The 15,357-nt window shown below is 70.4% G+C and carries 12 protein-coding genes; 1 reads left to right on the forward strand and 11 read right to left on the reverse strand.

The annotated features are described in order from the left end of the window. Window positions 1–190: 190 nt before the first annotated feature. A complete protein-coding gene (locus tag ACZ6A9_RS20000) occupies window positions 191–967 on the reverse strand; it encodes a TIGR03936 family radical SAM-associated protein (protein WP_468987322.1) in 777 nt (258 codons plus the stop codon). Window positions 968–1,458: 491 nt separating this feature from the next. Here ACZ6A9_RS20000 and ACZ6A9_RS20005 point away from each other — a divergent pair, with 491 nt between their 5' ends. Further along, window positions 1,459–2,307, forward strand: a complete 849-nt coding sequence (locus ACZ6A9_RS20005) for a hypothetical protein (RefSeq protein ID WP_468987323.1) — start codon at window positions 1,459–1,461, stop codon at window positions 2,305–2,307. Between the two features lie 129 nt (window positions 2,308–2,436). Here the strand turns inward: ACZ6A9_RS20005 and ACZ6A9_RS20010 are convergent, their stop codons facing one another. From ACZ6A9_RS20010 to folC, 10 genes are all read right to left on the reverse strand, one after another. Next, entirely contained in the window at window positions 2,437–4,386 is a 1,950-nt protein-coding gene (locus tag ACZ6A9_RS20010; RefSeq protein ID WP_468987325.1) for a TIGR03960 family B12-binding radical SAM protein, read from the reverse strand. 64 nt (window positions 4,387–4,450) lie between these two features. After that, window positions 4,451–6,022, reverse strand: a complete 1,572-nt coding sequence (locus ACZ6A9_RS20015) for a CYTH and CHAD domain-containing protein (protein WP_468987328.1) — start codon at window positions 6,020–6,022, stop codon at window positions 4,451–4,453. Between the two features lie 112 nt (window positions 6,023–6,134). Continuing rightward, complete coding sequence (rodA, locus tag ACZ6A9_RS20020) at window positions 6,135–7,337, reverse strand: rod shape-determining protein RodA (RefSeq protein WP_468987330.1); 1,203 nt, start codon at window positions 7,335–7,337, stop codon at window positions 6,135–6,137. Continuing rightward, window positions 7,334–9,661, reverse strand: a complete 2,328-nt coding sequence (gene mrdA / locus ACZ6A9_RS20025; RefSeq protein ID WP_468987332.1) for a penicillin-binding protein 2 — start codon at window positions 9,659–9,661, stop codon at window positions 7,334–7,336. Before mrdA ends, rodA begins: the two co-directional genes overlap by 4 nt. 126 nt (window positions 9,662–9,787) lie before the next feature. Further along, window positions 9,788–10,456 (reverse strand): rod shape-determining protein MreD, encoded by a 669-nt coding sequence (gene mreD, locus ACZ6A9_RS20030; protein WP_468987333.1) that lies wholly within the window; start codon window positions 10,454–10,456, stop codon window positions 9,788–9,790. 13 nt (window positions 10,457–10,469) lie between these two features. Next, on the reverse strand, window positions 10,470–11,411 hold the full coding sequence (mreC, locus tag ACZ6A9_RS20035; RefSeq protein ID WP_468987334.1) for a rod shape-determining protein MreC: 942 nt from the start codon (window positions 11,409–11,411) through the stop codon (window positions 10,470–10,472). A gap of 199 nt (window positions 11,412–11,610) precedes the next feature. Further along, window positions 11,611–12,630, reverse strand: a complete 1,020-nt coding sequence (locus tag ACZ6A9_RS20040; RefSeq protein WP_466186876.1) for a rod shape-determining protein — start codon at window positions 12,628–12,630, stop codon at window positions 11,611–11,613. Window positions 12,631–12,957: 327 nt separating this feature from the next. Next, window positions 12,958–13,371 carry a nucleoside-diphosphate kinase gene (ndk, locus tag ACZ6A9_RS20045; RefSeq protein WP_468987335.1) on the reverse strand — a complete coding sequence of 138 codons (414 nt, stop codon included), beginning with the start codon at window positions 13,369–13,371 and terminating at the stop codon, window positions 12,958–12,960. A gap of 65 nt (window positions 13,372–13,436) precedes the next feature. After that, entirely contained in the window at window positions 13,437–13,787 is a 351-nt protein-coding gene (locus ACZ6A9_RS20050; RefSeq protein WP_468987336.1) for a DUF4233 domain-containing protein, read from the reverse strand. Between the two features lie 6 nt (window positions 13,788–13,793). Then, the gene (gene folC, locus ACZ6A9_RS20055; RefSeq protein WP_468987338.1) at window positions 13,794–15,293 is read right to left on the reverse strand and encodes a bifunctional tetrahydrofolate synthase/dihydrofolate synthase; all 1,500 of its coding nucleotides are present in this window, start codon (window positions 15,291–15,293) and stop codon (window positions 13,794–13,796) included. Window positions 15,294–15,357: the final 64 nt, after the last annotated feature.

Genomic DNA, 15,357 nt, shown 5'->3' on the forward strand with positions numbered 1-15,357 from the left:
CGGTGCGCGGTTGCCGCCGTCCGGGGCGCGGGCGCCGCTCGGGAGCTTTCTGTGTCCTGTCTCGCCGGTTCCGTACGCCGAATGCGTACGGCCTGGCGAAAGTCTTCTGGTCGGTGCGCTGCCCGACCCAGGTGGCTCCCGAGTTCGAGGGCGGCGCTTGTCCGACGTCCGTCCCTGCGCGGGACCTTCCCTACGCCGGCGCCGTCGCGGCGGCAGTGGCGCCGGCCGGTTGCGGCTCGGTCGCTGCTGCCTCGCGGTCGGGCGCGAGCGGGTCGGTCACCGTGCCGGTCTCTTCATCGAACAGCCCCTGCGCCAGCCTGGTCACCGCTGCGGGGACCGGCGGCGCCAGGTCGGCCACGGCGCGGAGACCGGACAGGACGTCGTCGGGTCGTACGGCAGGCGTCACGTGCCGAACAACCAGCCGCAGTATCGCACAGGGCCGGCCGGTCGGCCTATCAGGCTGCGACGATCCGGCCTCCACGCACTCCAGGGCCACGACCGCGGAGCGGGCGTCGAAGGTACGGACACCGTTCTTGGTGCGGCGCTGGACCTCGACGGTCTCGGCCGCGTCGAAGACGTCCACCGCCCGGCGGGCGTCCTCGGGGGCCACGCCGTCCAGCCGCAGCTCCCACACGGAGGCGGTGAGCCGGTCGGCGAGGCCGGAGGTACGGGCCTCGACCGCCTCGACGATGTCGAGTCCGGCGGGCATCGACTCGTCGAGCAGGCCTTTCAGCCGCTCGGGGTCGCGTGGCTCGGTGAGCGCGATCTCCAGGTACTCGGCCTCGCTGCCCGTGCCGGTGGGTGCGGCATTGGCGTACGACACCTTCGGGTGCGGCGTGAACCCCGCCGAGTACGCCATGGGCACCTCGGCGCGGCGCAGCGCGCGCTCGAAGGCACGCTGGAAGTCACGGTGGCTGGTGAACCGGAGGCGGCCGCGCTTGGTGTAGCGCAGTCGGATGCGCTGCACCGCGGGTGCGGGCGGCGGGCCTTCGGGCTGTCGCTTGCCCAGTGGATCTTCTCCTCGTTGCGAGGAGGCGCGGGGCGCGCCTCCCTTCTAGCGTACGGCTGTACGACGACCCTGGTGTCCCGGCCGGGGACCGGGGTCGCGGTCCCTTTCAGAGTACGTCCGAGCCGGGCCGGCGGTTCCCTCACCCGGGCGTACTGCGCGGGTTCCCACGATGTCCCGAGATCCACACCGGCGTGGACGCCGGCGCGGCCCGCGCGGATGCCCCACGGCGGCACGGACGTCGCTCATCCGCCGAACGCCCCTCGAGAAATCGCAGTGACGAGGCTCATATAAAGCAATGGTCAGCACGGCCGTTCACTCATTCGCCGCGCATCCAAGTGAAACAGGGGCCGTTAGTCGCTGTATGAAGGCAAGCAGGTCAGAGCCACCCCAACTCCACTTTGCAGAAACGATGTTGACCGCTCCCGCCGGCCCGATGAATCAATTCTGACATGAATGATGAACGCTACGACCCTCTCTGGTACAGCGCCGACATCCCGGACCAGTACACCGAGGCGGGCACCGGACGGCACCGGGCCGGAGCCGTCTACGCGGACCCCGTGGAGCCGGCCGTCCCGCCCTGGAACCCGGCGGCGGACCCGGCCGTCCCGCCCTGGGACCCGATGGATCCCTCCGTCCCGCCCTGGGACCCGGCCGAGGAACTCGCCTACCTGCTCCAGGAGGCCCGCGGCGAGGAGTACGGCAGAACCGTCCCGCCTCCGCGCGAGGAGCCCTCCGTCACCGCACCCCCCGCGGGCAGCCCCATGGGCAACCTCCAGGAGATCACGGCCGAACTGCCGCCCCTGCGCGCGCCGGCCCCGCGCGGCCACCGCAAGCCCCCGCGCAAGCGCCCCGACGCGCTGCGCGTCGCCAGTTACGTCATCGCCGCCATGGCAGCGGTCACCGTGTCCATGGTGAGCGTCTTCAGCGGCGTGGTCACCTACGAACCCCTGCTCCTCGTCACCACCGCGCACAGCAGCGGCAGTTCCTCCGCCTGGTGGCCCATCCTCGTCTACGGCCCGTGGCTGGCGGGCTCCCTCTCCATCCTCCGCGCGGCACTGCACCAACGGCGCGCGCTGCACTCCTGGTTCGTCGTCCTGCTCTTCTCCTCCGTCGCGGTCCTGCTCTGCGTGGCCCAGGCCCCCCGCACCATCACCGACACCGCCGCGGCGGCCCTCCCGGGCGTGGCCGCCCTGGCCTGCTTCCAGCAACTGGTCCGCCAGATCACCCTCACCCGCCCGCCCCGCCGCACCGTCGCCCCCCGTCACCGCGTCCGCCCGTACGGCCGCGAGGTCCCGTAGCCCGGCAGCCACAGGGGTGTTCCCGCGCTGTCCACCTCACGTCGCGCCCGCCCGCTCCAGGCGCACCACAACGGCCCGGGGCCCGTTCGCACCCAAGCGAACGGGCCCCGGGCCGTGCGGCACGCGGTCTCAGCCGACCGCGGTCGAGTTCTTGACCGTGAGGGGCAGCAGCTTCTTGCCCGTCGGTCCGATCTGAATGCTGGTGTCCATCTGAGGACACACGCCGCAATCGAAGCACGGGGTCCAGCGGCAGTCCTCGACCTCCGTCTCGTCGAGGGCGTCCTGCCAGTCCTCCCACAGCCAGTCCTTGTCGAGACCGGAGTCGAGGTGGTCCCAGGGGAGGACCTCCTCGTAGGAGCGCTCGCGGGTGGTGTACCAGTCGACGTCGACGCCGAAGGAGGGCAGCGTCTTGTCGGCGCAGGTCATCCAGCGGTCGTAGGAGAAGTGCTCGCGCCAGCCGTCGAAGCGGCCGCCGTCCTCGTAGACCGCGCGGATGACCGCGCCGATGCGGCGGTCACCGCGGGAGAGCAGGCCCTCGACGATGCCGGGCTTGCCGTCGTGGTAGCGGAAGCCGATGGAACGGCCGTACTTCTTGTCCCCGCGGATCTTGTCGCGGAGCTTGCCGAGACGCTCGTCGGTCTCCTCGGCGGAGAGCTGCGGCGCCCACTGGAACGGGGTGTGCGGCTTGGGGACGAAGCCGCCGATGGAGACCGTGCAGCGGATGTCGTTGGAGCCGGAGACCTCGCGGCCCTTGGCGATCACACGGGTGGCCATGTCGGCGATCTGGAGGACGTCGTCGTCGGTCTCGGTGGGCAGACCGCACATGAAGTACAGCTTCACCTGGCGCCAGCCGTTGCCGTAGGCGGTGGCGACGGTCCTGATGAGGTCGTCCTCGGAGACCATCTTGTTGATGACCTTGCGGATGCGCTCCGAGCCGCCCTCCGGCGCGAAGGTGAGGCCCGAGCGGCGGCCGTTGCGGGTCAGCTCGTTGGCCAGGTCGATGTTGAAGGCGTCGACGCGGGTCGAGGGGAGGGAGAGGCCGATCTTGTCTTCCTCGTAGCGGTCCGCGAGGCCCTTGGCGACGTCGCCGATCTCGGAGTGGTCCGCCGAGGACAGGGAGAGCAGGCCGACCTCCTCGAAGCCGGTCGCCTTCAGGCCCTTCTCGACCATCTCGCCGATGCCCGTGATGGAGCGCTCGCGCACCGGGCGGGTGATCATGCCGGCCTGGCAGAAGCGGCAGCCGCGGGTGCAGCCGCGGAAGATCTCCACGGACATGCGCTCGTGGACCGTCTCGGCCAGCGGGACGAGGGGCTGCTTGGGGTAGGGCCACTCGTCGAGGTCCATGACGGTGTGCTTGGAGACGCGCCACGGGACGCCGGACCTGTTCGGTACGACGCGGGCGATCCGGCCGTCGGGCAGGTACTCGACGTCGTAGAAGCCGGGGACGTACACCCCGCCGGTCCTGGCGAGCCGGAAGAGGAGTTCCTCGCGGCCGCCGGGGCGGCCCTCCTCCTTCCAGGCACGGATGATCCGGGTGGCCTCCAGGACCGCCTGCTCGCCGTCGCCGATGACCGCGCAGTCGATGAAGTCGGCGATCGGCTCGGGGTTGAAGGCCGCGTGGCCGCCGGCCATGACGATCGGGTCGTCCAGCGTCCGGTCCCTGGCCTCCAGGGGGATGCCGGCCAGGTCCAGGGCGGTGAGCATGTTGGTGTAGCCGAGCTCGGTGGAGAAGCTCAGGCCGAACACGTCGAAGTTCTTCACCGGGCGGTGGCTGTCGACGGTGAACTGCGGGACGTGGTGCTCCCGCATCAGCGCCTCGAGGTCCGGCCAGACGCTGTAGGTGCGCTCGGCGAGGACGCCGTCCTGTTCGTTGAGGACCTCGTAGAGGATCATGACGCCCTGGTTGGGCAGTCCGACCTCGTAGGCGTCCGGGTACATGAGCGCCCAGCGGACGTCGCAGCTCTCCCACGGCTTGACCGTGGAGTTGAGCTCTCCGCCGACGTACTGGATCGGCTTCTGCACATGCGGGAGCAGAGCTTCGAGCTGCGGGAACACAGACTCGGCGGCTTCGGCAGGCATCTCGCGAACCTTTGTGTGCTGAGTGGGGTGACCATTCAGCGTAACGCGGCCGGAGGGGTACTCCCTACGCCGTCCAGCGCCGGTGATCACCGGTGATCGAGGCCCAGGCGTCGGGGAGGGCGTGCTCGGCGAGCTCCGCGCGGCGTTCCTCGCGGGCGTGGAGGACGCCGTAGGTGAAGGCGTTCTCCCCCGCCGCGTGGGCGACGGCGGCGAGTTCCCGCAGGGTCTGGCGGGCCATGACGCTGTCCTGGTGGTCGCCGAGCAGGCCCTGGAGCGACTTCATGGACGCGACGAGCCGCTTGGCGGGTTTGCCGAGCGCGGGGGTGGCGGCCTCGGCGGCGTAGCGGGTGCGCTTGGTCTTCTTGCGGGCCTCGTGGATGGCGATGTCGCGGTCGGTGCCGGGCGGGAGGCCGAGAGCGTGGGTGACGAGTCCGGTGAGTTTGTCGAGGTCCTTGCGTACGGCCTTGGTGAGGACCTTCTCCGGCTCGGCTCCGGCCTTCTTGCGCAGGGGCGGGTGGTCGATCAGGGCGTCCAGGGTGTCGAGGAGGGTGAGGTAGCGGCGGGAGTCGAGGATGCCGGTGAGCCGTCCGCGGGCTCCGGCGTGGCGGGCCTCGGCCCAGTGGGTGAGGCGGTCGCCGACGGGGCCGTGGACGAGGTCGGGGGGCAGGTCGGCGAGGGCGGTCTCGAGGCGTTCGGCGAGGACTTCCTGGTCGCGGTCGAGGCCGAGCTCGCCGGCCAGCCACTTGAGGTCGGTGGCGACGGGGTCGGTCGTCTCCCGGTCCAGGACGGTGCGGAAGGTGCGGAAGGTGCTGCGCAGGCGGCGGGTGGCGACGCGCATGCTGTGCACGGCGTCGGGGAGGTCCTGGCGTACGGCGGGGTCGAGTTCGACGAGGGCGTCGCGCTGGGCGCGGACGTAGGCGAGGACGTGGTCGCCTGCGGTGACGGGTTCGCCGACCGTGCGGGAGCGCCGTTTCTGTTTCGGGGCCGCTTCGGGTGCCGTGGCGGGGGTGGGTGACGTGGCCGGGGTGGTGGTGCCGTGCGGGGCCGTCTCGGCCAGGGCCCTGGCCAGTTTGGAGGACGACCGCGCGGGGCGGGCGCCGGCCTTGCGGAGGCGTTTTTCGACCTTGTCGAGGAAGGCGGGGTCGCCGTCGTCGGCGAGTTCGACCTCGATCTCGGTCCACCGGGCGGTGCCGCCGGCACCGGTGAGGCGTTCGGCGTGGACGGTGTCGAAGCTGACCTCGGCGAGGAGCCGGCCGTCGGCGTCGAGGAGGTGGCGTACGTCACGGTCGGAGCGCAGGCGGACGACGGGGCGCAGGGGGTGGTCGCGGACGCGGGAGCGGACGAGGGCGGCGAGTTCGCCGGGGAGGGTGTCGGAGAGTGGGGCGCGGATCTCGTCGCGCACGCCGGGGGCGACGGGGAACTTGAGGTGCCAGCCGGCGTCGGCGCCGCCGGTGCGGCGGCGCAGGGTGACGGCGGACGCGGCGAGGCGTTCGTCGGCGGTGTCGTGGTAGACCGCGTCGAGGTGGGTGACGCCCTGGTCGTGGACGGAGGCGACGCCGGGGACGCGGGTCAGGTCGGGCAGCCCGCCGGTGTCGGACTCGTACTTGCGTTCGATCTCTCGCTTGGTGTCCGCCATGGGTCGAATCTAGTCGCCGTGGGTGCGGAGCGGCAGTGGGCCGCTCCGCACCGGTGACGTGCGGGGCTGCCGGAGGGGGCGGCGGTCGCGCGGCCCCGGGGGGTGTCGGGGGTCAGGCGGACATCGGCCGTTGCAGTTTGATCGACTGGAGCAGGCCGACCGCCAGCCATGTGGCGAACATGGAGGAGCCGCCGTAGGAGACGAAGGGCAGGGGCAGGCCGGTGACCGGCATGATGCCGAGGGTCATGCCGATGTTCTCGAAGGTCTGGAAGCCGAACCAGGCGACGATGCCGGCGGCGACGACGGTGCCGTAGAGGTCGGTGGTGTCGCGGGCGATGCGGCAGGCGCGCCAGAGGATGACGCCGAGGAGGGCGATGATCAGTGCGCCGCCGACGAAGCCGAGTTCCTCACCGGCGACGGTGAAGACGAAGTCGGTCTGCTGCTCGGGGACGAACTGGCCGGTGGTCTGGGAGCCCTGGAAGAGGCCGGAGCCGGTCAGTCCGCCGGAGCCGATGGCGATGCGGGCCTGGTTGGTGTTGTAGCCGACGCCGGCCGGGTCGAGTTCGGGGTTGGCGAAGGCGGCGAAGCGGTTGATCTGGTACTCGTCGAGGACGCCGATCTGCCAGACGGTGACGGCGCCGATCGCGCCGGCGCTCATCAGGCCGAAGACCCAGCGGTTGGAGGCGCCGGAGGCGAGCAGGACGCCGAGGACGATGACGACCATGACCATGACCGACCCGAGGTCGGGCATGAGCATCACGATCAGCATGGGGACGACCGCGAGGCCGAGGGCCTGGAGGACGGTGCGGTGGTCGGGGTAGGGCTTGTCGCCGGCGTCGACCCTGGCGGCGAGCAGCATCGCCATGCCGAGGATGATCGTGATCTTGACGAATTCGGAGGGCTGGAGGGAGAAGCCGCCGGGGAGCTTGATCCAGGAGTGGGCGCCGTTGATCGTGGAGCCCAGGGGGGTGAGCACCAGGAGGATCAGGAAGACCGAGGCTCCGTACAGCAGGGGCACGGCGGTGCGCAGGGCGCGGTGGCCGAGCCAGAGGGCGCCGATCATCAGGGCGATTCCGATGCCGGTGTTGAGCCAGTGCCGGACGAGGAAGTAGTAGGGGTCGCCCTGGTTGAGTTCGGTGCGGTTGCGGGTGGCCGAGTAGACCAGGAGGGAGCCGAGCAGGGACAGGGCGAGTGCCGAGAGCAGTATCGGCCAGTCCATGCGGCGGGCGAGGGAGTCGCGGGCGAAGAGCCTGGTCCAGCCGGCCCGCTCGGGTCCGTATCCGGAGACCTGGAAGCTGTTGACGCCGCCGGTCATGACGTCGTCCTCCGTGTTCCGGTCCGGCCGCGGTGGTGGTGTGCGCGGCAGCGGGTGCGGGCGTCGCCGGGGCGTGGTCCGCCGCCCCGGCGTCGTTCACGGCGGCGGGTGTCGCGGTTGGTGTTCTCCGGTGAGGGCGTCGTGCCGGTCTGCTGGGGGTCGGCGGGAGCGTCGTCCTGCGGGGTGGTGGCGCCGGGTGAGGGGGTGGCCCGGTCCTTGGCGGGATCCTTGGAGATCTTCGGGGACTGAATGGTGCCGTCGGTGCGGACCGTGGGGAGGGCCTTCTGCGGTGTGGGCAGCAGCGCCTTCTTCTTGTCGATCTCGCCCTCCGGGGAGACGCCGTAGAGGGCGTTGTAGATGTTGCGCACGGCGGGGCCCGAGGCGCCGGAGCCAGTACCACCCTGGGAGATCGTCATGACGATCGAGTAGTCCTTGGTGTACGTGGCGAACCAGGAGGTGGTCTGCTTGCCGTGGACCTCCGCGGTACCGGTCTTGGCGTGCATCGGGATCTCGTCCTGCGGCCAGCCCCCGAACCGCCACGCGGCCGTACCGCGGGTGGCGACTCCCTCGAGGGCTTCGTCTATCTGGGCGAGGGTCTTCTTCGTCATCGGCAGCTTGCCGTACGTCTTCGGTTCGATCTCCTCGACCGTCTTGCCGTCGGGGCTGATGACGGCCTTGCCGACGGTGGGGTGGTAGAGGCTGCCGCCGTTGGCGAGGGCCGCGTAGATGGTGGCCATCTGGATGGGGGTGACGAGGGTGTCGCCCTGGCCGATGGAGTAGTTGACGGAGTCACCCGCGCGGAGCCGGTTGCCTTCGAGGCAGTTCTCGTAGGCGATCTTCTCGGCGTAGCTGCCGTCCTTCTTGCCGTACTTGCACCAGGAGTCCTTGTTGGCCGTCCAGTAGTCCTTCTTCCACTGGCGGTCGGGGACGCGGCCGGTCACCTCGTTGGGCAGGTCGATGCCGGTTTCCTTGCCGAGGCCGAACTGGTGGGAGGTCTTGTAGAACCAGTCGTTGGTCTTCTTCTTCGGCTTGTTGCCGCCGTCGCGCTTCCACTCCTCGTGGGAGAGGCGGTAGAAGACGGTGTCGCAGGAGACCTCCAGGGCGCGGCCGAGGCTGATGCCGCCGAAGCTCTGGGACTCGAAGTTCTTGAAGACCTGGCCGCCGATGGAGTACGAGCTGGAGCACTCGTAGGGGCCTTCGAAGGAGTACCCGGCGTTGATGGCGGCGGCCGTCGGGATGACCTTGAAGATGGAGCCGGGTGCCGACTGGCCCTGGATGGCGCGGTTGAGCAGCGGGTAGTTGGAGTCCTTGCCGGTGAGGGCGGCGTAGTCCTTGGCGGAGATGCCGCCCACCCAGGCGTTGGGGTCGTAGGTGGGGTTGGAGGCCATGGCGACGACGCGTCCGGTCTTGGCCTCCATGACGACGACGGCGCCGGAGTCGGCCTCGTAATTGCGGTTGGTGTTGCGGTCGTGCTGCTTGCGGGCTTCCTTCATCGCCTCGTTCAGTTCGTACTCGGCGATGCGCTGGACGCGGGAGTCGATGCTGGTGACGAGGTTGGCGCCGGGCTGGGCGGGGTCGGCCTCGGCCTGGCCGAGGACGCGGCCGAGTTTGTCGACCTCGTAGCGGGTGACGCCGGCCTTGCCGCGCAACTGCTTGTCGTACTGGCGCTCGAGGCCGGAGCGGCCGACCATGTCGGAGCGCAGGTAGGGCGAGCTGGTGTCCTGCGCCTTCTGGATCTCCTCGTCGGTGACGGGCGAGAGGTAGCCGAGGACCTGGGCGGTGTTGGCCTTGCCGGGGCTGGTGTAGCGGCGCAGGGCCTGCGGTTCGGCGGTGATGCCGGGGAAGTCCTCGGCGCGTTCGCGGATCTGCAGGGCCTGCTTGGGGGTGGCCTCGTCGGTGATGGGGATGGGCTGGTAGGGCGAGCCGTTCCAGCAGGGCTGGGGGGTCTCGGCGTTGCACAGCCGGACCTTCTGTTCGACCTCTTCGGGCTTCATGCCGAGGACGCCGGCGAGTTTGGTGAGGACCGCCTTGCCGTCGTCCTTCATCTTCAGGAGGTCGGTGCGGGAGGCGGAGACGACGAGCCGGGTCTCGTTGTCCGCGAGGGCCACTCCGCGTGCGTCCAGGATGGAGCCGCGGACGGCCGGTTGGACGACCTGCTGGACGTGGTTGCCGGAGGCTTGTCTGGCGTACTGGTCGCCCTCGCGGATCTGGAGGTACCACAGGCGCCCGCCGAGGGTGCCGAGGAGGGAGATGACGAGGACCTGGATGACGACGAGCCGGATCTGGACCCGCGGGTTGCGGCCGGTCTCGGGGATGTTGGTCACGCGGTTTCCTCCTCTCTCAGAGCGTGTGGGCGTGGGGGCGTACGAGGGATGAACGGCCGGTGCGCCGGTCGGCGTTCCGCCGTCGTTCACTCGTCGGAGTGAAGTATCGGGAGAAGGTGCGGGAGGTCACAGTCGCTTGACCCCCTTGATGCGTCCGGCGCGGGCCGTCCGGGCCCGGGCCGCCTTGACCTTCAGTCCGCCGCGCTGGCCGCCGATGCGCAGTCCGGTGCCGCCGGAGAGCCAGCCGGAGGAGATGTCGCCGGACGCCGTGGAGCCGGTCTCGGCGAGCGGGTCGTTCTCGGTGCGCCGGGCCAGGGCCATGACGCCGGGCACGACGAACGGTGCGAGCAGCAGGTCGTACAGGGCTGCGGTGAACAGCAGGGAGCCGAGGCCGACATGGCGTGCGGCGGTGTCGCCGACCAGGGCGCCGACACCGGCGTAGAGGAGGGTCGAGCCGACCGCGGCGGCGACGACCACGACCATGGGGCCGGTGGCCGACCGGACCTGGCCGCTCTCGGGCTTGACGAGTCCGGCGAGGTAGCCGATGACGCACAGCACGAGGGCGTAGCGGCCGGCGGCGTGGTCGGCGGGCGGGGCGAGGTCGGCGAGGAGTCCGGCGCCGAACCCGACGAGGGCGCCGCCGACGTGGCCGTAGACGAGGGCGAGGCCGAGGACGGTGAGCAGCAGCAGGTCGGGGACGGCGCCCGGGAGGTGGAGGCGGGCGAGGACGCTCACCTGGATCACCAGGGCGACGACGATCAGGGAGCTGGAGAGCAGGATCCGGTTGACGCGCATGGGGTGACAGCTCCTACTGCTCTTGCTGGTTCGGGCCGTCGGCAGGGGCGGAGGGGGTGACGGTCACCGTCACGGTCGGTGTGGGGGTCGGCTCGGGCTTCTTGGGCAACACCGTGTCGCGCGGGTCCTTCTGGGGGGCCTGGACGACGACGCCCACGACGTCGAGCTTGCTGAAGCTGACGTAGGGCGTGACGTAGAGGGTGCGGGTGAGGTCGCCGCCGGAGGGGTCGACGCGGGAGACGACGCCGACGGGGACGCCGGGCACGAACGGCTTGTCGGCCTGTGAGCCGAAGGTGACCAGGCGGTCGCCCTTCTTGATCTCGGCCTTGCCGTTGAGCAGTTCGACGCGCAGCGGGCGGTCGCCCTGGCCGGAGGCGAAGCCGAGCTCGTCGGAGCCCTCCATGCGGGTGCCGACGGTGAAGTCGGGGTCGCTGGCCAGCAGCACGGTGGCGGTGTTCGGGCCGACGGTGGTGACGCGGCCGACGAGTCCGTCGCCGTTGAGTACGGTCATGTCGCGCTGGATGCCGTCGTTGGCGCCGGCGTCGATGGTGATGGTCCAGGAGAAGCCCTGGGCCGCTCCTATGGCGATGACCTGGGCGCCCTTGATGCCGTACTGGCCCTTGCCGGAGACGCTCAGCAGTTTGTCGAGCTGGGCGAGGCGGCTGCGGCTGCGGTCGTCGCTGCCGAGTTCGGCCTTGAGCGCCGCGTTCTCCTGCTCCAGCCGGGCGAGCCGGTCGTGCCGGTCGCCGGACTCGCGGACGGCGGTGACCGCGTTGCCGATCGGGTCGACCGCGCTGGACACGCCGTTCTCGATCGGGCCGAAGACCGTCGCCGCGGCCTGCCGGGCACCGTCGACCGGGGAATCCTCCCCACCACGGATGTCCACCGTGATCAGTGCGAACGCGATGGCGATCAGCAGCACCAGGAGCAGCCGGCTCTCTCGTGTGTCCCTCACGTGCGGCGGCCGTGCCTTCCTCGTCGAGAACGGGTGTGCGGTGTCGTGTTGTTCAGGTGTCTGATGGTGTGTGCGGTGCTTCTCGAGGCGTCGCGGGCGAGTTCACGCCTCTGCGCCGGCGATCCGCCGTACGGCCTCTATACCAGCGATCCGCCGTACGAGGGGTGAGCGTCCCGTACGGCGGAATCGAGGCGTTGTGTCATCTGCGGGGCTGGGCGTCAAGTACCTGCTGGAGCGCCTCGAACTCCTCGACGCACTTGCCGGATCCGAGCGCCACGCTGTCCAGCGGGTCCTCGGCGATGTGGATCGGCATGCCCGTCTCCCGGCGCAGCCGCTCGTCGAGGCCGCGCAGCAGTGCGCCGCCGCCGGTCAGGACGATGCCCCGGTCCATGATGTCGCCGGACAGCTCCGGCGGGCACTTGTCCAGGGTGGTCTTGACCGCGTCGACGATGGCGTTGACGGGCTCCTCGATCGCCTTGCGCACTTCGGCCGCGGAGATGACGACGGTCTTGGGCAGTCCGGAGACCAGGTCCCGGCCGCGGATCTCGGTGTGCTCGTCGTTGTCGAGGTCGTACGCCGAACCGATCGTGATCTTGATCTGTTCGGCCGAACGCTCACCCAGCAGGAGGGAGTACTCCTTCTTGATGTGCTGGATGATCGCGTTGTCCAGTTCGTCGCCCGCGACGCGGATGGACTGGGCGGTGACGATGCCGCCGAGGGAGATGACCGCGACCTCCGTGGTACCGCCGCCGATGTCCACCACCATGTTGCCGGTGGCCTCGTGGACCGGCAGCCCGGAGCCGATGGCGGCGGCCATGGGCTCCTCGATGATGTGCACCTGGCGGGCGCCGGCCTGGGACGACGCCTCGATGACGGCGCGGCGCTCGACGCCCGTGATGCCCGAGGGCACACAGACGACGACCCGCGGACGGGCCAGGTAGCGCCGCTTGTGGATCTTCAGGATGAAGTAGCGGAGCATCCGCTCGGTGATCTCGAAGTCGGCGATGACGCCGTCCTTCAGCGGACGCACGGCGACGATGTTGCCCGGGGTGCGCCCGATCATCTTCTTCGCTTCGGCACCGACCGCGAGGATGCCACCGGTGTTGGTGTTGATCGCGACGACGGACGGCTCGTTGAGTACGATTCCGCGACCCCTGACGTACACCAGCGTGTTGGCGGTCCCGAGGTCGACAGCCATGTCACGGCCGATGAACGACATTGAGTTCCCCATCAGGATTCGACTGGCCTTCCCACGAGCTTTTGAGGGCTTCTCAGGTCGGCGAGGTGGGTGCGGTGACGTGAAGGCTCCATCGTAGACGCGCCTTCGCGAACACTGCGCGAGGGTCTTCGCCATTGTCATCAGACGGCGTGTCGCCCTGCTTGTGGAGACGGGCCATCGGGGGCATCCGTTCCCCCGAACGCCGCGCATATGCCAAAAATGGTCCGGGGGCAAAGCCCCGAGACCATCCGACACACGGCAAACGCGCTGGACACGGCCGCGACATGATCGTTATGCGGAAATTCCGCGACGGCCGTTCGGGTGACGTTACGCGCGACCAGGGAAGAAGATCTTCACCTCGCGCTCGGCGGACTCCTCGGAGTCGGAGGCGTGGATCAGGTTCTCCCGGACGATCACGCCGAAGTCGCCGCGGATCGAACCGGGCTCGGCGGCGATCGGGTCCGTGGGGCCCGCCAGCTTGCGCACTCCCTCGATCACCCGCTCACCCTCGACGATCAGGGCCACGACCGGGCCGGACGCCATGAACCCCATCAGCGGCTCATAGAACGGCTTGCCCTTGTGCTCGCCGTAGTGCTGCTCCAGCGTGTCGTGGTCCAGGGTGCGCAGCTCCAGCGCGGTGATCTGCCAGCCGGCCTTGCGCTCGATACGGCTGAGGATCTCGCCGGTCAGGCCACGACGGACGGCGTCGGGCTTGAGGAGGACGAGGGTGCGCTGGGTCACGACGGAGCTCCTTGTGCGTGAAGTGGTGCGGGACCACGAGATTACCGGGCGTGTCGCGACATCTGTCACGCAGCGTCAGGCTGCTCCGCCTGCGCGGCGAAACGGGCCTTCGCTTCGTCCACCTTTCGCCCGAAGTGCACCGATGCCCACCACAGCAGGGCGAAGACCGCGCCCATGAAGAACATCATCGGGACGAACACACCGGAGACGATCAGCGCGATCTGCAGCGCCCAGCCGAGGGCCACCCCGCCGGGGCGGGTGATCACCCCGCACAGGGCCACGCACAGGAACATCGCGATGCCGCAGACCGTCCACACCGTGCCGGTGGACAGGTCCGCGTCCTTCATCGCCACCAGCCCGGCGAAACCGATGATGAAGAACTCGCCGATCAGCGTCGAAGCACAGAGCGTACGCACGGGAACTCAGCCCTTCCCCAGGAGCAGCCGGGCCTCGCCGACCGTGATGACGGAACCGGTGACGAGCACACCGCCGCCCGCGAACTCGCCCTCTTCCTCGGCCAGCGTGATCGCGGCCTCCAGCGCGTCGGGCAGTCGCGGCTCGACCTGGACGCGGTCCTCGCCGAACACCTCGACGGCGACCGCGGCGAGCTCGTCCGCGTCCATCGCACGGTGGCTGGAGTTCTGCGTGACGACGACCTCGGCGAAGACCGGTTCGAACGCCTCCAGCAGCCCGCGCACGTTCTTGTCGCCGCTCGCGCCGACCACGCCGATGAGCCGGCTGAACTGGAACGCCTCCCCCACCGCCTCGGCCGCCGCCCGCGCGCCCGCCGGGTTGTGCGCCGCGTCCAGGACGACGGTCGGCGACCGCCGTACGACTTCGAGCCGCCCCGGGGAGGCGACGGCGGCGAACGCCTTGCGCACCGTGTCGATGTCGAGCGGCTGGGCGTGCTGGGAGCCGACGCCGAAGAACGCCTCCACGGCGGCGAGCGCCACGGCCGCGTTGTGCGCCTGGTGCGCGCCGTGCAGCGGCAGGTACACCTCGGGGTACTCACCGCCGAGTCCGCGCAGGGTCACCAGCTGGCCGCCGACGGCGACCTGCCGGGCGACGACCCCGAACTCCAGGCCCTCCCTGGCCACCGTGGCGTCCACCTCGACGGCCTTCCTCAGCAGCACCTGCGCGGCGTCCACCGGCTGCTGCGCCATGATCACCGTCGCGTCGCGCTTGACGATGCCGGCCTTCTCGCCGGCGATCTCCGCGTGCGTGGTGCCGAGCCGGTCGGTGTGGTCCAGGTCGATGGGCGTCACCACGGCGACGCTCCCGTCGATCACGTTCGTCGCGTCCCAGCTGCCGCCCATGCCGACCTCGACGACCGCCACGTCCACGGGCGCGTCGGCGAAGGCCGCGTACGCCATGCCGGTGAGCACCTCGAAGAAGGACAGCCGGTACTCCTGCGTGGAGTCGACCATCTCGACGTACGGCGCGATGTCCCGGTACGTCTCGATGAACCGCTCGGCGGCGACCGGGGCCCCGTCGAGACTGATCCGCTCGGTGATCGACTGGACGTGCGGGGAGGTGTAGCGGCCGGTGCGCAGCTCGAAGGCGCCGAGCAGGGCCTCGATCATGCGGGCGGTGGAGGTCTTGCCGTTGGTGCCGGTGATGTGGATCGAGGGGTACGAGCGCTGGGGCTCGCCCAGGACGTCCATCAGGGCGGCGATCCGGCTGACCGAGGGCTCCAGCTTGGTCTCGCCCCAGCGGGTGGCGAGCTCCGCCTCGACCTCGCGCAGCGCCTTGTCGACCTCGGGGTCGGCGGGGCGGGCGGGGACGTCCGCCTGGGGGCTGCCGCCCTGGGTGCGCAGGGTGCGGCTGCCGGCCTCGATCACCGCGAGGTCGGGGTCGCGGTCGGTCTCGGCGGCGACGATCTCCTCGAAGGAGTCGCTGTCATTCGGGGGGATCTCACTCACGGACCCCAGTCTACGTACCTTCCCCCGACGCCCCCGGTCCCGTCCCGCCCGCTCCGGCCACGCT

The organism is Streptomyces sp. NPDC041124, assembly GCF_055592385.1.

Excerpts from the sequence above, each read along its gene's own strand:
- ACZ6A9_RS20005 (WP_468987323.1), top strand. The coding sequence starts at position 1,459 with ATGAATGATGAACGCTACGACCCTCTCTGGTACAGCGCCGACATCCCG.
- ACZ6A9_RS20010 (WP_468987325.1), bottom strand. The coding sequence starts at position 4,386 with ATGCCTGCCGAAGCCGCCGAGTCTGTGTTCCCGCAGCTCGAAGCTCTG.
- ACZ6A9_RS20015 (WP_468987328.1), bottom strand. The coding sequence starts at position 6,022 with ATGGCGGACACCAAGCGAGAGATCGAACGCAAGTACGAGTCCGACACC.
- rodA (WP_468987330.1), bottom strand. The coding sequence starts at position 7,337 with ATGACCGGCGGCGTCAACAGCTTCCAGGTCTCCGGATACGGACCCGAG.
- mreD (WP_468987333.1), bottom strand. The coding sequence starts at position 10,456 with ATGCGCGTCAACCGGATCCTGCTCTCCAGCTCCCTGATCGTCGTCGCC.
- ACZ6A9_RS20040 (WP_466186876.1), bottom strand. The coding sequence starts at position 12,630 with ATGTCGTTCATCGGCCGTGACATGGCTGTCGACCTCGGGACCGCCAAC.